Source organism: Streptomyces sp. NRRL F-5755 (genome assembly GCF_001279365.1).
Lineage (GTDB): Bacteria > Actinomycetota > Actinomycetes > Streptomycetales > Streptomycetaceae > Streptomyces > Streptomyces rimosus.
Genome location: NZ_LGCW01000271.1, coordinates 39,059 through 57,926 on the forward strand (window position 1 = coordinate 39,059; position 18,868 = coordinate 57,926).

Annotated in this window: 10 protein-coding genes and 1 pseudogene; 6 read left to right on the forward strand and 5 right to left on the reverse strand. The window is 73.4% G+C overall.

Features of this window, described 5'->3' with window-relative positions:
- Positions 1-969 (forward strand): class I SAM-dependent methyltransferase, encoded by a 969-nt coding sequence (locus ADK86_RS25310; RefSeq protein WP_053698647.1) that lies wholly within the window; start codon positions 1-3, stop codon positions 967-969.
- Positions 970-978: 9 nt separating this feature from the next.
- Here the strand turns inward: ADK86_RS25310 and ADK86_RS25315 are convergent, their stop codons facing one another.
- On the reverse strand, positions 979-3,282 hold the full coding sequence (locus tag ADK86_RS25315) for a bifunctional glycosyltransferase/CDP-glycerol:glycerophosphate glycerophosphotransferase (RefSeq protein WP_063789082.1): 2,304 nt from the start codon (positions 3,280-3,282) through the stop codon (positions 979-981).
- Positions 3,283-3,600: 318 nt separating this feature from the next.
- Here ADK86_RS25315 and ADK86_RS25320 point away from each other — a divergent pair, with 318 nt between their 5' ends.
- Entirely contained in the window at positions 3,601-5,247 is a 1,647-nt protein-coding gene (locus ADK86_RS25320) for a glycosyltransferase family 2 protein (RefSeq protein ID WP_234346021.1), read from the forward strand.
- 164 nt (positions 5,248-5,411) lie between these two features.
- Positions 5,412-6,389: a UDP-glucose 4-epimerase GalE gene (gene galE, locus ADK86_RS25325; protein ID WP_030653110.1), complete on the forward strand. Its 978-nt coding sequence runs from the start codon at positions 5,412-5,414 to the stop codon at positions 6,387-6,389.
- 51 nt (positions 6,390-6,440) lie between these two features.
- Here galE and ADK86_RS25330 read toward each other — a convergent pair whose 3' ends face one another.
- The 3 genes from ADK86_RS25330 to ADK86_RS25340 form a co-directional block, all read right to left on the reverse strand.
- The gene (locus ADK86_RS25330; RefSeq protein WP_078952264.1) at positions 6,441-7,529 is read right to left on the reverse strand and encodes a glycosyltransferase family 2 protein; all 1,089 of its coding nucleotides are present in this window, start codon (positions 7,527-7,529) and stop codon (positions 6,441-6,443) included.
- A 66-nt stretch (positions 7,530-7,595) separates the two neighbouring features.
- A complete protein-coding gene (locus tag ADK86_RS25335) occupies positions 7,596-8,750 on the reverse strand; it encodes a glycosyltransferase family 4 protein (RefSeq protein WP_053698649.1) in 1,155 nt (384 codons plus the stop codon).
- On the reverse strand, positions 8,747-11,713 hold the full coding sequence (locus tag ADK86_RS25340; protein WP_234346022.1) for a bifunctional glycosyltransferase/CDP-glycerol:glycerophosphate glycerophosphotransferase: 2,967 nt from the start codon (positions 11,711-11,713) through the stop codon (positions 8,747-8,749). The genes ADK86_RS25335 and ADK86_RS25340 overlap by 4 nt, the downstream gene beginning before the upstream one ends.
- Positions 11,714-11,960: 247 nt before the next feature.
- Between ADK86_RS25340 and ADK86_RS25345 the strand changes: the two genes are divergently transcribed.
- The 3 genes and pseudogenes from ADK86_RS25345 to ADK86_RS44755 form a co-directional block, all read left to right on the forward strand.
- Positions 11,961-14,885, forward strand: a complete 2,925-nt coding sequence (locus ADK86_RS25345) for a YfhO family protein (protein WP_234346023.1) — start codon at positions 11,961-11,963, stop codon at positions 14,883-14,885.
- A 67-nt stretch (positions 14,886-14,952) separates the two neighbouring features.
- Positions 14,953-15,924 (forward strand): glycosyltransferase family 2 protein, encoded by a 972-nt coding sequence (locus tag ADK86_RS25350; protein WP_033022740.1) that lies wholly within the window; start codon positions 14,953-14,955, stop codon positions 15,922-15,924.
- A pseudogene (locus tag ADK86_RS44755) lies at positions 15,921-16,292 on the forward strand (GtrA family protein); the annotation flags it as partial. The gene ADK86_RS25350 and the pseudogene ADK86_RS44755, both read left to right, overlap by 4 nt.
- A 218-nt stretch (positions 16,293-16,510) precedes the next feature.
- On the opposite strand, the gene ADK86_RS25360 reads toward ADK86_RS44755, so the two are convergent.
- Positions 16,511-18,718, reverse strand: coding sequence for a PIG-L family deacetylase (locus tag ADK86_RS25360; protein ID WP_234346024.1), 2,208 nt, complete (start codon positions 18,716-18,718; stop codon positions 16,511-16,513).
- Positions 18,719-18,868: the final 150 nt, after the last annotated feature.

The following is an 18,868-nucleotide window of genomic DNA, read 5'->3' on the forward strand; positions in this document are numbered from 1 at the left end:
ATGACTGCCCGTACCGCAGACCTCAGTGACGGACACCTCCCGCGCCCCGAGCGGCTGTCCGACGTCAAGGGCTGGTTCTTCACCGCCGACCAGCTGCTGTTCGACTGGTTCCTGGCCCGCCAGGAGGAGCGGGACGAGCCGGGCGACCTGCTCGAACTGGGCGCCTACATGGGCAAGAGCGCCATCTTCATGGGCGCGCGGCTGCGCCCCGGCGACCGCTTCACGGTCTGCGACCTGTTCGACTCGCCCGCCGAGGACGCGTCCAACTCCAAGGAGATGGCGAAGTCCTACTCCACGCTGACGCGGCGCGCCTTCGAGGCGAACTACCTGTCTTTCCACGACGAGCTGCCCGAGATCGTGCAGGGGCTCAGTTCCAGTGTCGCGGACCATGTGAAGCCGGGCAGCTGCCGCTTCGCGCACATCGACGCCTCGCACCTGTACGAGCATGTGCACGGCGACATCGTCACGGTGCGCGAGCTGCTCACGCCGCAGGGCATCGTCGTCCTCGACGACTTCCGCGCCGAGCACTGCCCGGGGGTGGCCGCCGCCACCTGGCAGGCCGTCACCGGCCAGGCGCTGCGCCCGGTGTGCATCACCCCGACCAAGTTCTACGGCACATGGGGCGACCCGGCGCCCGTGCAGGCCGCGCTGCTGGCCTGGCTGACCGGCCGGGAGGGGATGTGGCACGAGGTGCAGGAGGTGAACGGCGCGCCGCTGATCCGGCTGAGCGCCAAGGGCGCCGAGGAGCCCGCGCACCCGGTCTCCCGCCACCGTCCGGCGGCCCGGCGCGGCGCGACCCCGGCGGCCCCCGCCACCACGGCCTCCGCCCCGCAGGCCGCCCGCTCCGCCGCGACCCGCCCGGCAGGCCGCCCGCGCCGCAGCCCGGCCCGCCGCCTCGCGGTGAACGTCCTGCCGCCCTTCATCACCAAGGCCGTCGTCGCCGCCCGCCGCCGCTCCGCGGCCCGCTGAGCGGGCCGCTCAGCCGACGACGGCGCCGGGCCCCGTGAGGGTACGCGTCGCACCGTCCTCCTGGGCCAGGGCCCGTTCCGCGGCGCGGGGCGTCGGCGCGGTCCGGCGTTCGCCGGGCGGCAGCTGCGGCAGCAGGTCGTCCTCGCCGAGCAGGACCCGGCGCACCACCCGCTCAGCGGCCAGCCCGTCGTCGTACCGGCAGAAGCGCTCGCGGAAGGCGGCCCGCAGCGAGGCCGCCGGCGGGCCGTCCCAGCGCCCGGAGTGGAAGGCCCCGGCGACGGCCGCCTCGTCCCGCGCGAGCACGCCCGGGGTGTCGCCGGGCTCGCCGGACAGCAGGTCCACGTAGGCGCCGCGGGTGAGCCGGAAGGCGTCCCAGCCGGCGGTGTGCACGACGATCGGCCGGTCCAGGTTGGCGTAGTCGAACAGGACCGGGGAGAAGTCGCTCAGCAGCGCGTCGGCGGCCAGGCACAGGTCCTCGACGTGCGGGTGGCCGGAGACGTCCAGGACCGTGCCCGCTTCCTGGAGGGCGGGCGGCCAGGGGCCGTACGGGCGGGCGCGGACCAGGAGCTGGAAGCGCGGGCCGAGGGCCGCGGCGAGGCGGGCCATGTCCAGGAGTGGGGCGGCATCGCCGGGCAGGTCGTGGTGGGCGGGCGCGTACAGGACCGCGGTCGCGCCGGGCCGGACGCCGAGCGCGGCCCGCACCGCGCGCACGTCGGCGGCGGTGGCGGTGGCGAACCGGTCGTTGCGCGGGAAGCCGCTGGCCAGCGTCTCGTACCCGCTGGGGTGGGCGCGTTGCCAGATCTCCCCTGCGTACTGGTTGGCGGCCAGGCAGAAGTCCCACCGGTCGGCGTGCTCCAGGACGCGGCCGGGTCCCGGTCCGGCGGCCGGGAGGCGGTGGGTGTCCAGGCCGGTGGCCGCCAGCGGGGTGCCGCGGTGGGTCTGGAGGCAGAGCTGTCCGGGGCGCCGGGCCGCGCCGGGGAAGTCCCCGTCGGTGATCAGGTAGGTGGCGCGGGCCAGCAGTTCCCAGTAGCGGCGGGAGCCGACCGTGACGTGGTCCGCGCCCGCCGGGACGGCGTCCCGGGCGTCCTCGTGGACGGCCCAGACGCCGTGCAGCTGCGGCGCGATCTCCTGGGCCTTGCGGTGGATCGCGTACGGGTTGCCGGACACGGCGCGGTTGCCGCCCGCGCCGTACAGCACCAGGTCGGGGTCGAGGGAGGCGTGCCGCCGCAGGCCGTAGTAGCGCCGGCCGGCCGTGCGGGCGGCGGCCCCGCCGCGGTCCCGCAGTTCCCTGGCCAGCTCCCGCCGCAGGTCCCGGGCGCCGTGCAGCGACCGGTACGCGCGGTAGGAGCGCAGCCCCGCCGGGAGCGGCGCCCCGGCCGGGCGGTGGCGCCGGATGCAGCGGCTCGCGGCGCGGAAGAAGGCGGCGCGGTCGGCGGGCAGGATGCGGTCGGGGTCGTCGAGCACGGCCAGCAGCCGTTCGGTCATACGGGCGTGCAGCACGGTCAGCAGCGGCAGCCGGCCGCCGTCCTCCTCCCCCGGCGCCCGCTCCTCGCCTTCGCCGTCGCCCGCCTCCGGCAGCAGCCCGTCGAGCCGGTCGAACAGCTCCTCGTAGCGCTCGACGGCGACCAGATGGTGGGGTCCCGGGGTGGTGGCGGCGCTGCCCCGCCGCCGCTCGCGCCAGGTGACGCAGACGCGGTCCAGCACCGCGACGCGCCGGGCGGTGAGCAGGCTTTCGTACACGTACGGGATGTCCTCGTACGGTCCGTCGGCGAAGGCGAGGCCGCGGCCGGTCCAGTGGTCGCGGCGTACCGCGCGGTTCCACGCGGCGGGCGCCACGCCGAGCACGGCGGGCTGCCGCGCGACGTCGAAGACCGCCTCGCCCGCGGCCCGCAGGAGGTCGCCGTCGCCGCTGGGCCGCCGCCGCTCCCACACATCCGTCCGCTCGTGGTCCCACAGCAGGACGTCCGGATCGCCGCACGCGCGCAGCCGGGCGTCGACGGCGGCCAGCGCGCCGGGGGCCAGCGTGTCGTCGCCGTCGAGGAAGAGCAGGTAGTCGCCGCGGGCGAGCGCGGCGCCGGCGTTGCGGGACGGGCCTGCGCCGCTCGGGCGGCGCAGGTGCAGGGCGGCCGGCCGCGGGTCGCGGCGGGCGTACTCGTCGATGATCGCGCCGGTGGCGTCCGCCGAGCAGTCGTCGACGGCGATCAGTTCCAGCAGCTCCCCGTCCTGGCGGTCCTGTTCCAGTACGGAGTCCAGGCAGGCGCGCAGATATCCCTGGACGCCGCGGGCGGGGACGATGACGCTGAACCGGGGCATGGCTCTCCCAAGGTCGGGGCGCGCGGACCGACGTACGCGACAGCCGGACACAGAGCGTAATCAGCGCGCTACCTGCTGTCGACCTCGACTGTCACCCGTTCAGCGCACCGCCGTGCCCCCGGGTGCCCGGCGCGTCGAGCCGGGGCCCGTACCGTGCGGGGAAGCCGGTATCGGGGGCCCGCGCCCGGCCGCCGGGCGCAGGACGGCAAGATGGCCCGCAGCAGGGGCGCGTATGCAACCGTTCGGCCGACTTCCGGACTCCTTACGGGCGGGACGGGGGCCACGGGCGTCCGCCGCCGATCACCACCGACACGAAATATGGATGTAGTGACTGTCAAGGAAGCAGACGAGCCGCGGCCGGTGCCTGCCGTCACACCGTCCGCGCAGGTCAGCGTCATCGTCATCGCCTACAACGACGCCGCTCTGGTCGGCGAGGCGGTGCGCTCGGCCCTCGCGCAGGGGGACGCGGTCGCCGAGGTGATCGCGGTCGACGACGCCTCCACCGACCGTACGGGGCCGGTCCTGGACGACCTCGCGCGCGAGCACGGACGGCTGCGGGTGATCCACCGCGCGGACAACAGCGGCGGCTGCGGCACGCCCCGCAACGACGGGCTGCGGGCCGCCACCGGCCGCTTCGTGATGTTCCTGGACAGCGACGACATCCTGCCCGGCGGCGCGGTCGACGCGCTGCTGGGCGCCGCGCTGCGCCACGGCACCCCGGTGACGGCCGGCCTGTGCGTACGCCGTGAGCTGCCCGGACCGCGCGAGGTGCCCTGGCAGCCGGACCTCTACCGCGAGGCCGCCGTGCACACGCCGGTCGCCGCGCACCCGGAGCTGGTCGGCGACACCCTGTGCGTCAACAAGCTCTACGACCGCGCGTTCCTGCTCGACCACGGCATCCTCTTCCCCGACGGCCGCTTCACCTACGAGGACTTCGTCTTCACCTCCAGGGTGCTGGCCGCCGCGCCGAGCCTCGCGGTCGTCCCCGACCAGGTCTACATCTGGCACGTGCGGCGCTCCGCGGCCAAGCAGTCGATCTCGCTGGACCGCCGCGACGTGGCCAACTGGGAGGCCCGTATCGAGGCGCACCGCACCAGCGTGCGCATCCTCGCCGACGCCGGGCACAAGCGGCTCGCGCACGCGGCGCGCACCAAGTTCCTCGACCACGACCTGCGGATGTACGTCCGCGAGCTGCACACCCGGAGCGCGGACTACCGGCAGGAGTGGTGGCGGCTGACCCGCGCGTACCTGGCGGGCTTCGAGGAGAGCGAACTGCTCGCCGCCACCGCGCCCGCCCGCTGGCTGGCGCGGGTGCTGCTGGCCTGCGAGGCACCGGTGGACCCGGACCGGCTGACCCAGCTCGCCGCCCGCCCCGCCCGCCTGCTGCCGCCGTACGTACGCGACGGCGGGCGGCCCGTGTGGTCGCGCGAGCTGCCCGGGATCGAGCTGGACGGCCTGGACGCGCTGCCCGCCGCCGAGCTGCCGGTGACCATCGACGCCGAGCCGGTCCTCGGCACCCGCTGCGTGCTGCGGCTGCGCGTGCACGACCTGTACGGACGCGTCAAGGACGCCGGGCCGACCGCCGTCGAGGTGGAGCTGCGCCGCCGGGCGGACGGCCGGCCGGGCCCCGTACACACCGCCACGCTCACGCCCGGCCCCTCCGGCACGGTCTGGACGGCCGAGACAGCCCTCGACCTCGGCGCCCTGCTCGGACGCGGCGACAAGGACGCCGCGACGCCCGTCCCCTGGGACCTGACCGCCCGTGTGCGCTGCGCGGACGGCTCCGTCCTGGAGGGCGGGCTGCGCGCCGTCGGCTCCGGGCTGCGCAGACACGCACTGCCCAGTGGCCGGCACGGGCTGCTGCTGGTGCAGCCGTACGCGACGACCGGCGGCGCGCTGGCCCTGCGCATGGCGTCCGGCCTGCGCGCGGCCTGGCACATCGCGGCCCGCAAGCTGGGCCGTTAGTCGCATCACAGCGGCCCGGCCGACGGCGGCGGGCCCGGTCCGGCGGCAGCACCGGGACGGCCCCGGTCAGCGCGCCGGTGGCCGCCGTACGGCCCCCGGGAAGGCGCCCTCCGGCGTCCGTCCCTGTTCCACCCGACGCACAACGACCACCTTAGGATGGCGAGATGTCTTACTTGATCACGGGCGGCGCCGGCTACATCGGCGCCCACGTCGTACGGGCCATGACGCAGGCGGGCGAGCGGGTCGTGGTGCTCGACGACCTCTCCACGGGCGTGGCCGCCCGGGTTCCCGAGGGCGTCCCGCTGGTGGAGGGCTCCACCCTGGACCGCGCGCTGCTGGACCGCACGATCTCCGAGCACGGCGTCACCGGCGTGGTGCACCTGGCCGCGAAGAAGCAGGTCGGCGAGTCCGTCGAGATGCCGCTGCACTACTACCGCGAGAACGTGCACGGCCTGCAGACGCTGCTGGAGGCGATGGCCGCGGGCGGCGTCGGCCAGTTCGTCTTCTCGTCCTCCGCGGCCGTCTACGGCATGCCGGACGTGGACCTGGTCACCGAGGACACCCCCTGCTCGCCGATCAACCCGTACGGCGAGACCAAGCTGGTCGGCGAGTGGATGGCGCGCGCCGCGGGCAAGGCGCACGGCATCAACACCGCGTGCCTGCGCTACTTCAACGTGGCCGGTACCGCGACCCCCGAGCTGGCCGACATCGGCGTCTTCAACATCGTGCCGATGGTCTTCGAGAAGCTCACCGAGGGCGCGGCGCCGCGGATCTTCGGCGACGACTACCCGACCCCGGACGGCACCTGCATCCGCGACTACATCCACGTCGCGGACCTCGCGGACGCCCACCTGGCCGCCGCCCGCAAGCTGGCCGAGCCCGGCCCGGTGCGCGATCTGACGCTGAACATCGGCCGCGGCGAGGGCGTCTCCGTCAAGGAGATGATCGACCTGATCAACGAGATCACCGGTCACCCGGACGCCACCCCGGAGGTCACCCCGCGCCGCGCCGGCGACCCGGCCCGGGTGGTCGCGGCCGCCGACCGGATCGCCGACGAGCTGGGCTGGAAGGCCCGCTACAACGTGCGCGACATGATCACCTCGGCCTGGCAGGGCTGGCAGCACCACCGCCCGAGCGCCTGATCCGAGAACGCTCCCCGCACGCCCCCGGTTCCGCCGGGGGCGTGCGGCGTTTCAGGCGCGGCCGTCCGCGCCGTCCGGCGGCGGGCCCGGCTCGCCCTCGGATTCCGCCCGTACGGTCCCGGTCGGCCCGCCCTCGATGTCCGCCCGTACGACCTCGGTCAGCTCGTCCACCGCGCCCCTTTGCAGGCACTGCGCGCGCAGCCGCAGCCGGGGCGGCAGGGCGGCCAGTACACGGTCGGTGAGGTAGGCGTCGACCAGGGGGCGGGCGGCCTTGGCCATGGCGCGGCGGCCCTCGGCGTCGCGGGCGAGGTAGGGCTCGGCGAACTGGGCGAGGATCTCGCCGTGGAAGTGGCGGACCATGAGCGTGTCGCGGTCCGGGCCCGGCGGCACCAGGTCCGCGACCTCTTCGAGCACGGTGCCGATGTAGCCGAGGTGCTCGACCCAGTCGAGGTCCTGGCGGCTGGCGTTGCTGTCGTCGTCGCGGCCCTGGAGGTAGTAGCAGTCGTAGTCGCCCAGGACCGATACGGTCCCGGCGCCGAGCAGGGCCCGGATGCCGAAGGGCAGGTCCTCGGCCCGCAGCCGCCCCTCGACGAAGCGCAGCCCGCGTTCCTGGACGTAGGCGCGGCGGAAGAGCTTGTAGGCGGCCAGCGTCCAGTAGACGGGCGAGTCGAAGGGCGTGACGCGCGGGCTGGTGGTGTGCAGGTCGACGGGGGCGCCGCGCCCGCCCGCGCCGACTATGCGCCCGTAGACGATGTCCGAGCCGTAGGTGTCGGCCAGCGCGGTGAGCCGCTCCAGTGCCTCGGTACCGAGGTGGTCGTCGGAGTCCAGGAAGAAGAGATAGCGGCCGCGGGCACGGTCCATGCCGACGTTGCGGGGCCGGCCGGGGCCGCCGGAGGGCGGCTGGTGGACCACCGTGAGGTTCGGGTGCGTACGGGCCGCGTCGTCCAGCCAGGCGCCGCTGCCGTCGTCGGACCCGTCGTCCACGGCGATCACCTCGACCGCGTCCGGGCCGAGACTCTGGTCGAACACGGAGCCCAGGCTGCGTTCCAGGTAGCGGCGGGTGTTGTGCACCGGCACGACGACCGAGACGACCGGGCCGGTGCCCTGGCCGTCGGAGGCGGGCGGACGGTCTGCTGCCACGGTGTGCCTCTTCCGTCGTCCGGTACGGACCGGCCCCGCGCGCGGGCGGGGCCGGTCCGGCGGGCCTCAGCGCTCCAGCAGAGCGAAGAGCTCCTCCCAGCGCTTGACGATGCGGTCGGTGGAGTACCGCTGTACGTTCTCCCGCGCCGCCGTGCCGAGCCGGTCGCGCAGCTCCTTGTCGGAGATCAGCGCGTCGATGTGCCGGGCCAGTTCGGCGGTGTTGCCGACCACGGCCAGCAGGCCGTCCTCGCCGTCCCGGATGATCTCGTGGACGCCGGGCGCGCAGTCGAACGCCGCGCACGGCACGCCGCTGGCCATCGCCTCCATGAGCGAGAGCGGGAAGCCCTCGGCCCGGGAGGACTGGGCGAAGACGGAGGCGCCGCGCAGCGCGCCCGCCACGTTGTCGGTGCGGCCCATGAACTCCACGCAGTCCGCGAGCCCCAGCGTGTCGGCCTGCTTCTTCAGGATCTCCTCGTCCTCGCCGGAGCCGTAGATCCTCAGCGTCCAGTCGGGGTGGCCCGGCGCGACCGTGGCCCAGGTGTCCAGGAGCAGGTCGACGCCCTTCTCGTCGGAGAGCCGGCCGATGCTGGCGACGACCTTGGCGGTGCGGTCGGAGGGCACCTCGGGCGTCACCGGCAGCGGGTTGGGCATGAAGTCCGCGTTGTCCATGCCCTGCCGGATCCACAGGTCGGCGTCCTCGCGGGTGAGGGCGAGCAGCCGGTCCACGTCCTTGTAGTACTTCTTGACCCGGTTGAAGCGCGAGGACTTGCGGCACGCGTCGAAGGACTCGTGGGTCATGCCGACCACCGGCAGCCCCGCGGTGTCCGCGAGCGCCACCCACTCCATGGCCCACACCTGCGTGACGATGACCATGCCGCCCGGCCGCGCGGCCCGGAACAGCGCGCTGAGCTTGGCGGCCTGCTCCTCCATGCCGGCCTGGCGGGCGGCCCGGCGGCGCTGCTCGGCGATGTTCAGGCGCCCCTTGATGCCGCGGGCGGCCGGTACGGCCTTCGGCGGGTGCACGTCGTACAGGGTCGTCGTCTCGTACGGCAGGTCGGCGCCGAGGTCGGCGCGCAGCTCCTCAGGAGCCGGTACGACGCCGATGACGTGCACGCGGTGGCCGCGCTCGGCGAAGAGCCGGGCCATCTGGTGCGACCAGGTGGTCACCCCGCCCATCTCGTCGACGTTGTTGGAGACGAAGAAGATGTCACGCCCGGTCATCGGGCCTCCCCCTTCACGGAAGCGCCGCTCGGCGCGGAGCCGGTGATGACGGTGGGGCCGGGCAGGGCGCCGCCCCGCACCGTGCCGCGGTCCGCGCCCGCGGGCGCGCCGCCGAAGAACCGCTCGACGATCATGCGGGCCGCGTCGCCCTGGTCGTACTCGCCGAACTCGGCGGTGAAGCGGCGCCGGGCCTCGCGGTGCCCGTCGTCCGCCGCCTTCAGGCCGTCGATCGCCTCGAACAGCTCCTCGGCGGTGCCCAGCACCGGGCCCGGCGCCTTCTCCTTGAGGTCGAAGTAGGTGCCGCGGGCCTCGTTGGCGTACTCGTCGTAGTCGTACGCGAAGAACAGCATCGGCCGGTCGAGCAGGGCGTAGTCGAACATCACGGAGGAGTAGTCCGTGATCATCGCGTCGGCCAGCTGGAGCAGCGGGGTGATGTCGTGCTGCCCGGTGACGTCGATGACCTTGCCGCGTACGGACGGCGGCAGCACCACGTTGTTCAGGTAGTGCGAGCGCATCAGCAGCACGAAGCGGTCGCCGAAGCGCTCGGCGAACTCGTCCACGTCGAAGGGCAGCTCGAAGCCGCGGACCGAGCCGTTGGGGTTGGCGCGGAAGGTCGGCGCGTACAGCAGCACCGTCTTGTCGGCGCCGATGCCCAGTTCCTCGGCGAGCGGGCCGCGCTCGCGCACACCGCTCGCCTCCTCGGCGACCCGCGCGGCGACCAGCGCGTCGTTGCGCGGGTAGCCGCTGCGCAGCAGCACCTCGTCGCGCAGGCGGAAGGCGCGGGCCAGGGTCCGTACGTCGTGTTCGGAGCGGACCAGGAAGTGGTCGAAGCGGTCCAGGACCTTCTGGAACTCGTCCTTGGCGGCCCGCGTCTTGAGCTTCATGCGCGGCTCGTCGAAGCCCATGCGCTTGAGCGCGGAGCCGTGCCAGGTCTGGATGTAGGTGGTCTCCGGGCGCTTGTTCAGGCGCAGCGGGAAGCCCTGGTTGTCGATCCAGAACTCGGCCTGGGCGAGGGCGCGCAGATACGGCCAGCTCCAGCGCTTGACGAGGGTGGCGTCCTTGGGGAAGCCGTCCGGCTTCTTGCCGTCGTAGGCCCACACCGCCTCGAAGTCGACGCCCTGGCGGCGCATCTCCTCGTAGATGGCGCGGGGGCTGTCGCTGTACTGCTTGCCGAGGTGGCTCTCGAAGACGACCAGTCCCTTGTGGACGGGCAGCTTGCTGAAGACCTCGTTGTAGACGCGCAGCTTGGTCTCGCCGGAGTTCAGGTCGCGCTTGGCCTTGCGGGCCTTGCGCACGCTGCTCTTGGCGAGGTCGGCGGCGGGGCTGCGCAGCGCCTGCCGCAGCATCTCGTTGGTGCGCCTGGCCGCCTTGCCCTGGGCGTCCAGGACGAAGGTGAGGTGGCCGCGCTTGGAGGTGGCGGGCTCGACGCGGTCGGAGACCAGCCGGGTGAGGCGGGGGCGCACCCGCAGCGCGTGGGCGCTGTCCAGGTCGACGCCGCCGACGGTCAGGCGGGTACGGGTGGTGACGCCGTCCACGTCCAGGATCAGCCGGACGTCCCAGACGGCGTCGATGACGCCGAGCGGGCGCAGCCGGCGGGCCAGGTCCAGTTCGGCGTCCCAGTGCAGGCCGTCGTCCGCGATGCGCAGCGAGGTCAGCGGGAAGGAGAACGCCTGGAGGCTCTTGCGGCGGGCCTTGAGCTCCAGCCGGCCGCGCAGCGGCGTGCCGGGGGTGACCTTGCCGAGCGGGTTGACGACCGTGCCGGCCAGCCTGACCGTGCCGCGCCCGTCGTCCTCGTAGGAGGTGAGCTGGTTGCGCAGGAACAGCTTGCCGACCGAGCGGGTGTGGTAGCCGGCGTCGGTGACGTCCAGGACGCGGCGGCCCTCGGGGTCGTCGAGGTGTTCGGCGCACCAGTAGATGCGGCCGTCGCGCTCGGCGAGCGGGGAGGAGAGCTTGTCGCGGTTGATCAGGGTGTCCACCGCGGGCATCAGGTTGTGCCAGTCCTCCTGGGCCAGGAGGTAGGCGCAGATGGCCTGGATGGGCTGGACCCGCTCGTACGCCTCCGGGGAGATGCCGGCGAGGTAGCCGTTGGCCATCGCCGCGAACTCGCGGCGGTAGTCCTCGTCCAGCAGAGGAAGATCACGCAGATGCAGCACGAGGTCGTGCTTGAGGAACTTGACGTCCTTGTGGAACTTCAGCTCGGCCAGGCCCTCGCGCTCCAGCAGCTCGTCCACCCGGCGGTGGATCTCCATGCGGTGCGCGAAGTTGGCGATCTCGTGGCGCCGGTTGCTGATCGACTTCGTGGCCGCCTTCTCGAAGACGTTCCAGAAGTAGACGTGGTTGGGGATCAGCGTGATGCGCTTGGCGGCCACATACGCCTGCGCGGAGAAGAGCAGGTCCTCGTAGTGGATGCCGACCGGGAAGACCAGCCCGGCCTCCAGCAGGAACTCGCGCCGGTAGCACTTGTTCGTCGAGAGCGTGTCGAAGACCAGCAGGTCGGGCAGCTCGGAGACGGACTCGATGGTGCGGGTGCGGGAGTAGAGCCAGGGGTACCACTCGGTCTGCTTCTGGTTGCGCGAGTCGACGTTGACCCGTACGCACATGCCGGAGACCAGGTCGGCGCCGGTCCGCTCGGCCGCCTCCAGCATGTTGCGGCAGGCGTTCGGCTCCAGCACGTCGTCGCTGTCCAGGAACATCACGTACGAGCCGGCCGCGTGCTGGACGCCGTGGTTGCGGGGCGCGCCGCAGCCGCCGCTGTTCTCGGGCAGCTGGAGCGCCCGGACCCGGTCCGGGTGGGCGGCGGCGAGCTGCTGGGCCACCTCGAAGGATCTGTCCGTGCTGCAGTCGTCGACGATCAGAACTTCGACTCCGTGGAGCGTCTGGTCCAGTACGGACCGGACGGCCGTCGGTAGCCGGTCGGCGTCGTTGTAGACGATCACGACTACGGAGACGTCAGGCACGGGCACCCCAATCCTCTTTTCATAGCGCTGCGAGACCCCAAAGCTACCTTGGTCCGCGACCGGCCCGGCACGCCGCCGACCGGCGCACGAGCGCACGTTCGCCGCCGGACCTTCCTCTTGTCAAACCGCATTATTGCGGACATTTGGCTTACCGTGGGACTCTCGGCCCGGGGACGATCACCCGCATCGGGAACCGGGTTACGGCATTTCCGACATAGGGAACCCATCGCCTGAAAGCGGCATCTACTCGTTCATGACGCAGGTGAGCAGGGAAGCGCGGCGCCCCGTGAATGTGACCATCAAGACGCTGACCGCACCCCGGTTCGCGCCGCCTTTCGCGGCATTGCTGGCCATGGGCGCCTATTGCCTCGGTATGACGATGCTGGGCAGCTATCCGTTCGGTACCCGTTCGCGTGCCGTCAATGACCTCGGAAACCAGTTCGTCCCCTTCCACGTCCATCTGTGGGACCTGATGCACGGCACCGGCACCGGTGACCTGGCCTTCAACTGGAACAGCGGCTACGGCGTCCCCTTCCTGGCCGATTTCCTCACCTATCTGATGAATCCCTTCTCCTGGCTCGTCGGGCTGTTCCCGCGCGAGCTGGCCGAGCTGCCGGTGTTTCTCGTCACGCTCGGCTGCATCGGGCTCGGCACGGCGCTGATGACGGTCTTCCTCGGGCGGCTGCACCCCGGCTCCGCCTGGCTGCGCGCGCTGCTCGCGGTGGGGTACGGCACCTGCGCCTGGGTGGTGAGCGACGGCGCCGCCGACCCCATGTGGATGTGGGGCCTGGTCTCCCTGCCGCTGATCGGCATCGCCGCCGACTGGTGCCTGCACCGGCGCCGCTGGGCGGTGGGCACGCTGCTGGTCGGCGTGGCCTGGGCCGGGAACTTCTACACCGCGGCGATGGCCACCCTCGCCATGGCGCTCGTACTCGCCGTACGCCTGCTGCTCGCCACGGATCTGTCCGTACGGCACCGGCTGCGCGCCCTGGCCCGGGCCGCCACCATGGCGCTGACCGGCATCCTCCTGGCGGCGCCCGCCGTCACCGTCACCCTCGCGGCCAGCAAGGCGTCCCGGCCCGCCCCGGAGGCCGTCTTCCGGGGCCGCCCGCCGACGCTGGACGTCCTCGCGGAGCTGCTGCCCGGCGGGCGCGGCTCGGTGCCCGCGCCGCACCTGTTCATCGGGATGCTGGGCCTGCTGCTGGTGGCGGCCTTCCCGTTCGTCCGCGCCGTCCCGGTACGCGCCCGCGTCGCCTGGTACGCGCTGGCCGCCTGTGTCGCGGTCTCCTTCGTGTGGAAGCCGACGCTGCTGCTCTGGCACGGGCTGGCGGTCCCCAACGGGAGCCCGTACCGGGCCTCCTTCGTGCTCAGCGCATTGCTCGTGATCATCTCCTGGCTGGCGCTGGCGCACCGGCCGCGGCCGCGCGAGCTGGCGGCCGGCGCGGTGCTGGTGGCCCTGCTCGCCGCGCTGTGCCACGGGCGCAGCGCGGTCGGCCCGGCCACCTGGATCCTGGTGCCGGGGTGCGGCGCGGTGGTGCTGGCTGCGCTGCTGGTGCTGGCGCGGCACCGGGCTCGACGCGCTGCCCGGATCGCCGTCGCCGCCTCGCTGACCTGCGCGGTCTTCCTCGGGTCTGCGTATGCGGCGTTCTCCGTGACGGCCGCCCGGGACAAGATCGAATGGTGGGGGCCGAAGATCACGCTGAACGAGCGGGCCCTCGCCGCACACCGGGGCATCCAGCAGCGCGCGGACTGGCCGCACTCCCGCACCGACCCCGGACCGCACGAGTTCGCCAACAACGACCCGCTGCTGCTGGGCGGCGAGGGCGGCGCGTACTACAGCAGCTACCTGCCGGAGCACACCGCGCGCACGCTGCGCGAACTGGGCGGCGGCTGGTACATCCAGGGCCGCCACACGCGCAGCCTGGAGGACCCCGTAAGCCGCGCGATCATGGGCGTGAGCAGCTTCCAGACCGGCCCGCAGGCCGGCCCTGTCGACGTGGGGCGGGCCGCCGCCGCGCCGCTGCTGACCGTACGGCCCGGCCTGAAGGCGGACGACCTCGACCAGCGGCGGCACGGGGCCGCCGCGCGGGGCATCGACGTGCGCGACGATCCGCGGGTCGGCGGCGGCACGGTCTTCGCCCGCCAGGAACGGCTGCTGGGCGCGCGCGTGTACGAGGTGCCGACGCTGCGCCTGACGGGTGACGGGGGCGGGGGCTCGGGAGGCGGTCCGGCGGCGGGAGGGCATTCGGTGTCGGGGCCGGGGGGCTCTCAGGAGGGCCGTCCCCAGGGGAGCTGGCCTGCGGCGCCGGGGGCTGCCGTTCCTGGCCCTGTCGGTCGCGGTCCCGCCGTGCCCGGCCCTGTTGGTAGCGGTCCCGCCGTGCCCGGTGCCTCCGCCGTGTCCGTGCGGCCGGTGCCGCGCCTGGTGGACGGGGAGTGGCGGCTGCCGGCCACCCGCCGGGGCGGGGCCGCCGTATTCACGGTCCAGTGCGCGCCCGGTTCGGACGTCTTCTGGTACGCGCCCTGGTACCACGGCAAGGTGCGGGCGGCCGGCCATACCTCCCCCGGGTTCGGCAGCCGGGAGACGACCGCTAATCCGATCAGGGGGCTGGGCAGGGTCCCCGCCGACGGGCGGCTGACAGTCTCCTTCAGCAACCCGAAGGCCCAGCGCATCCCGGAACACCCGCTCGGCTGCCTGGCCCCGAAGAAGCTCGCCGCCGCCGTGGCGAAGCTGCGCGCGCAGGGCCCGGTGCGGCTCTCGGCGAGCGGGCACGGGCTGTCCGCCGAGCTGCCCGCGCACAGCACCGGTACCGCCGTCCTGGCCGTACCGGCCGTCACCGGCTGGAGCTGCCGGGTGGACGGCGGCCCGGCCCGCGCCCCGCGCACGTTCGGCGGCCTGATCGCCGTACCGCTGGGGCCGGGCGCCTCGCGGCTGGACTGCTCGTACCGCCCGCCGGGGCTGCTGCCGGGCCTGGCGGCGAGCGGCGGCGCCGTGCTGGCACTGGCCGCCGTGGCCGTCACATGCGGCGCACGGGGGCGGCGGGGCCGGGTCCAGGGCCGAAGCCGGGACCGGTACCGGAACTGGGACCGGGCGCCGCGGTGGGGCGGGGACCGAGCGTGCCGCCGGGCCGGGAATCACGCCCAACCCGTTCGCCCAAATCGTGACATCTCATCTCATTAGTAGAATTGCTGCTTGGGGCGTGGTGGTCTCACCGCGCCGCGCTCCGCCCCGGCGAAAGGGCCCCTTCATGAAGCTCTCGGTCGTCGTCCCCTGTTACAACGAAGAGGAAGTCATCGGCCGCTTCGACGAGGAGATCCGCCAGGTGCTCGGAGGACTCGCCGTCGAGTACGAGCTGTGCTACGTGGACGACGGCAGCTCGGACGGCACGCTGCACCGGATACGCACCCTCGCCCAGCGCTACCGGCCGACCACCCGCTACCTCTCCTTCAGCCGGAACTTCGGCAAGGAGTCCGCGATGCTCGCGGGCCTGAAGGAGGCCACCGGCGACGCCGTCATCCTCATGGACGCCGACCTCCAGCACCCGCCCCGGCTGATCGAGAAGATGCTCGACCTCTACCAGCTCGGCCACGACCAGGTCATCGCCAAGCGCAGCCGGGACGGCGACGCGCCGCTGCGCAGCGTGTGCAGCAGGCTGTACTACCGGGCGATCAACAAGTGGGTGGACGTGGAACTGACCGACGGCGTCGGCGACTTCCGGCTGCTGTCGCGCACCGCCGTGGACGCGCTGGTCTCGCTGCCCGAGTACAACCGCTTCTCCAAGGGGCTGTTCTCCTGGATAGGCTTCGACACCGTCACCTTCGACTACCGCAACGCCCGGCGCGAGGGCGGCGAGACCAAGTGGCGCTTCGGCTCCCTGGTCAACTACGGCATCGACGGCATGATCTCGTTCAACAGCCGCCCGCTGCGGGTGGCGATCTACACGGGCCTGAGCCTGGCCGCGCTGGCCGCCGCGTACGCCCTGTGGATCATCGGCGCGGCGGTCGTCGGCGGGATCACCGCGCCCGGCTATGTCACCCTCGTGGCGATCATCGTGGGCCTGGGCGGCCTCCAGATGGTGATGCTCGGCCTGATTGGCGAGTACATCGGCCGCATCTACTACGAGACGAAGCGGCGCCCGCACTTCCTGGTCAAGGAGACCAACGGGACCACACCCGCCCACACCCCCACGGCCCGGGTCGCGGGCCGGGCCCGTCGATGAACCGGCTCCCCCAGCTGGCCCGGCTGCTGCGCTTCGCCGTCGTCGGCGGCGTCAACACCCTCACGTTCTACGGGTGCTACCTGGCCCTGCACCCCTGGCTGCCGTACTTCGCCGCCTACACGATCGCGTTCCTCTTCAGCATGGTGGGCTCGTTCTTCCTGAACACCTACTTCACCTACCGCACCCGCCCCAGCTGGAAGAAGTTCCTCCTCTTCCCGCTGACCCAGGTCACCAACTACGTGGTGCAGAGCGCGGGCCTGGTGGTGCTGGTGAACTGGTGCGGCCTGGGCACCCGCATCGCGCCGCTGCTCGCGGCGGTACTGGCGATCCCGTTCACCTATCTGGTCTCGACGCGCATCTTGGTGCCGGGGCGGGTTGCGGCGTCCGTGGGGGGTGTGGAAGGCGGGACGGGGGGCGGCCGTACGGGGGGCGATGGCTGTACGGAGGATGACAGCCGTGCAGGTGACGGTGGCCGTGCAGGCGGCGCCTCCTGTCGGACCGGTGAGGACGGGGGCCATACGGGTGTTGACGGCCGTACGAGCGATGACGGCCGTACGGGGGACGACGGCCGTACGGGGGACGAGACTCAGCCGGTGCGGTCCGGCGGGCCGGCCTGACCCCGTCTCGGCTGCTGGACCGTCCACTTCTGGAACGGGCCGTCCGCCCCGGTGTCCCGCTGCCGCACCGCGTGCAGCCGCGCGTCGTTGCCGAGGACGGCCAGGACGGCGCGCCCGTCGGGGTCCTGTCCGATGGCCGCCGCACCCGAATGCGGCACCTTTCCGGTCTGCCAACGCCCCGGCCCGTCCTGGTCCGCGTCGTTGAGCGCGTACCGCAGCTCCCCCGCACCGTCCCGGGCCGCGAGCACGACCGTACGGGCGGGCTTGCCGACGGCCGCCGCCGCCACCCGCCCGTACCCGCCGACCGGCTCGTACCGGGCCGCGAGCCGCCAGGACGCGGACCCCTGCCGCTCGGCGAGCAGGACCCGCGCCGTGGCGCTCTGCCGGTAGGCCAGGCGCACCGCGCCGTCGCCCAGCGGGACCAGGCTCAGCGGCCCGGCGGGGTCGGGCAGGCTGGTACCGCCGGTGGGCTCGGGCAGTTCCCCCGGCTCCTTCGAGACCCAGTGGTGCACCTCCTTGCCCGGCGCCACGACGTGCACCAGCCCCTCGGAGTCCACGCACGCGTCCAGCCCGTCGACGACGCCCGGCACCCGGCCCGCCGGGCCGCCGGGGACCGTCGGCGGTGCCAGCCGCCGCCACAGGGACCAGTCCGTACCGCGCGCGCCGCTGCGGTAGCCGACGCCGCCCTGCCAGTCGCGGGCGAAGACATGCACCGTGCCCTCCTGATCGACGGTGGCAGCCGGGAAGCCCGTCTCCAGCGACCTGACCGGCGCGGCGTCCGGGACACCCAGCGACTCCCACGCGCCGAAGGTCGGCACACCGTCGCGGGCGGTGCCGTTCTGAAGAGCGGTCAGCAGCTCGCGGCGGTGCGCCTGGTTACGGGCAGGCAGGACCGTACGGGAAACGAAGAGCTGGAGGGCGCCGCCGGGGTGGCTGACGGCGTGGATCTGCCCCTGGAACATCCGGCCGCCGAGCAGGTGCGGGCCGCTGAACCTACCGTTGCCCGGCGCGGTCTCGGCCCAGCACACCGCGGCCCCGTCCAGTACGGCGAAGGCCGCGAGCCGGCCGTCCTTCAGGGGCCGCAGCCAGCTGTTGGAGCCGGGGGCGCGCAGCCGGGTGCTGCGCGTCCAGTTACGGGACCAGCCGTCCAGCGCCGAACCGCCCACCTTGCGGTCGCCGCAGCCCGCCCGGTCGCCGCAGTCGCGGCCGTCGGCCCAGCCGTAGACGGACAGCAGGCGGGCCTTGCGCCGGGCGGCCGGCAGATCGAGGTTGTTGGGCAGGGCCTCCGTCTCGTACCCGAGGTAGCTCTCCACGACGGTGGGACGGTTGTGCTCGCGCCCCCAGTAGCCCGCGAGCGCCGCCTGCGCGAAGTACGCCGAGGCCGTGTGGTCCTGGTGGTCGTAGTAGAAGAGCCCGCGCAGTCTGGGGTCGTCGGTGCGCGGCGCCGGGTGCGGGGCGTGCACCGCGTTCGGGTCGAGGGTGCGGACCACGGTCGGGCGGACCCGCTCCAGGAGCGCGATCAGCGAATCGACGACCTGGTCGCGGGTGTACTCGAAGGTGCGCTGTACGGGGGTGGCCTCGGGGCGCAGCGTGGACAGCGTGCCGGTGGCGCCCAGCCACAGGCCGCGCAGGCTGTGCGCGCGGGGCTCGGAGACGGTACGCGCCTCGACCAGCTCCATGAAGACCAGCTGGTTGTGCGGCGCGGCCCGCAGGCTCTGCACCTCGACCTGGAAGCCGGGCAGCAGCGAGATGGCCTCCACGTCCCAGGGGCTGAGCGGGTCGCCGGTGGCCATCACCGCGTGCGCGGCCCGCAGCCCGTTGGTACGGGCCCGCGCGAAGGCGGCGCGGTCGCGCGGCGGCAGCCGGTCCCCGCGCCCGTGCTCGGCGGTGTTGCGGCCGTCCGACTCACCGCCGGTCAGGCACACCGTCACCGAACGGGCGCCGCTGCGCACCGACTGCTCCAGGGCCGGGTTCATGAAGTACAGGGAGTCGTCGGCGTGCGCGATGACGTGCAGGAACGCCTGCTCCGCACCGGACGCGGCAGCCTCCCGCTCCAGCGCCGGCGCGGCGACCTGCGACAACGGCGCCCGCGGCCCGAACCAGGCCCACACCCCGGCCCCGGCCGTGACCGCGACCGCTCCCCCACCGGCCACCTGAAGCAGACGCCGACGGGACACACGAGGCGAATGCATCGACACAGCACTGCTCCTCCACGACACCCAACAGCACCCAAGCCCCACCAAACCCACTCACAACAGGCTGAGCCACCTCCCAAGATGCATTCCCTCAGTATTCGGTTGCGGGGGTGGTGGGGGTGGGTGCGGCGG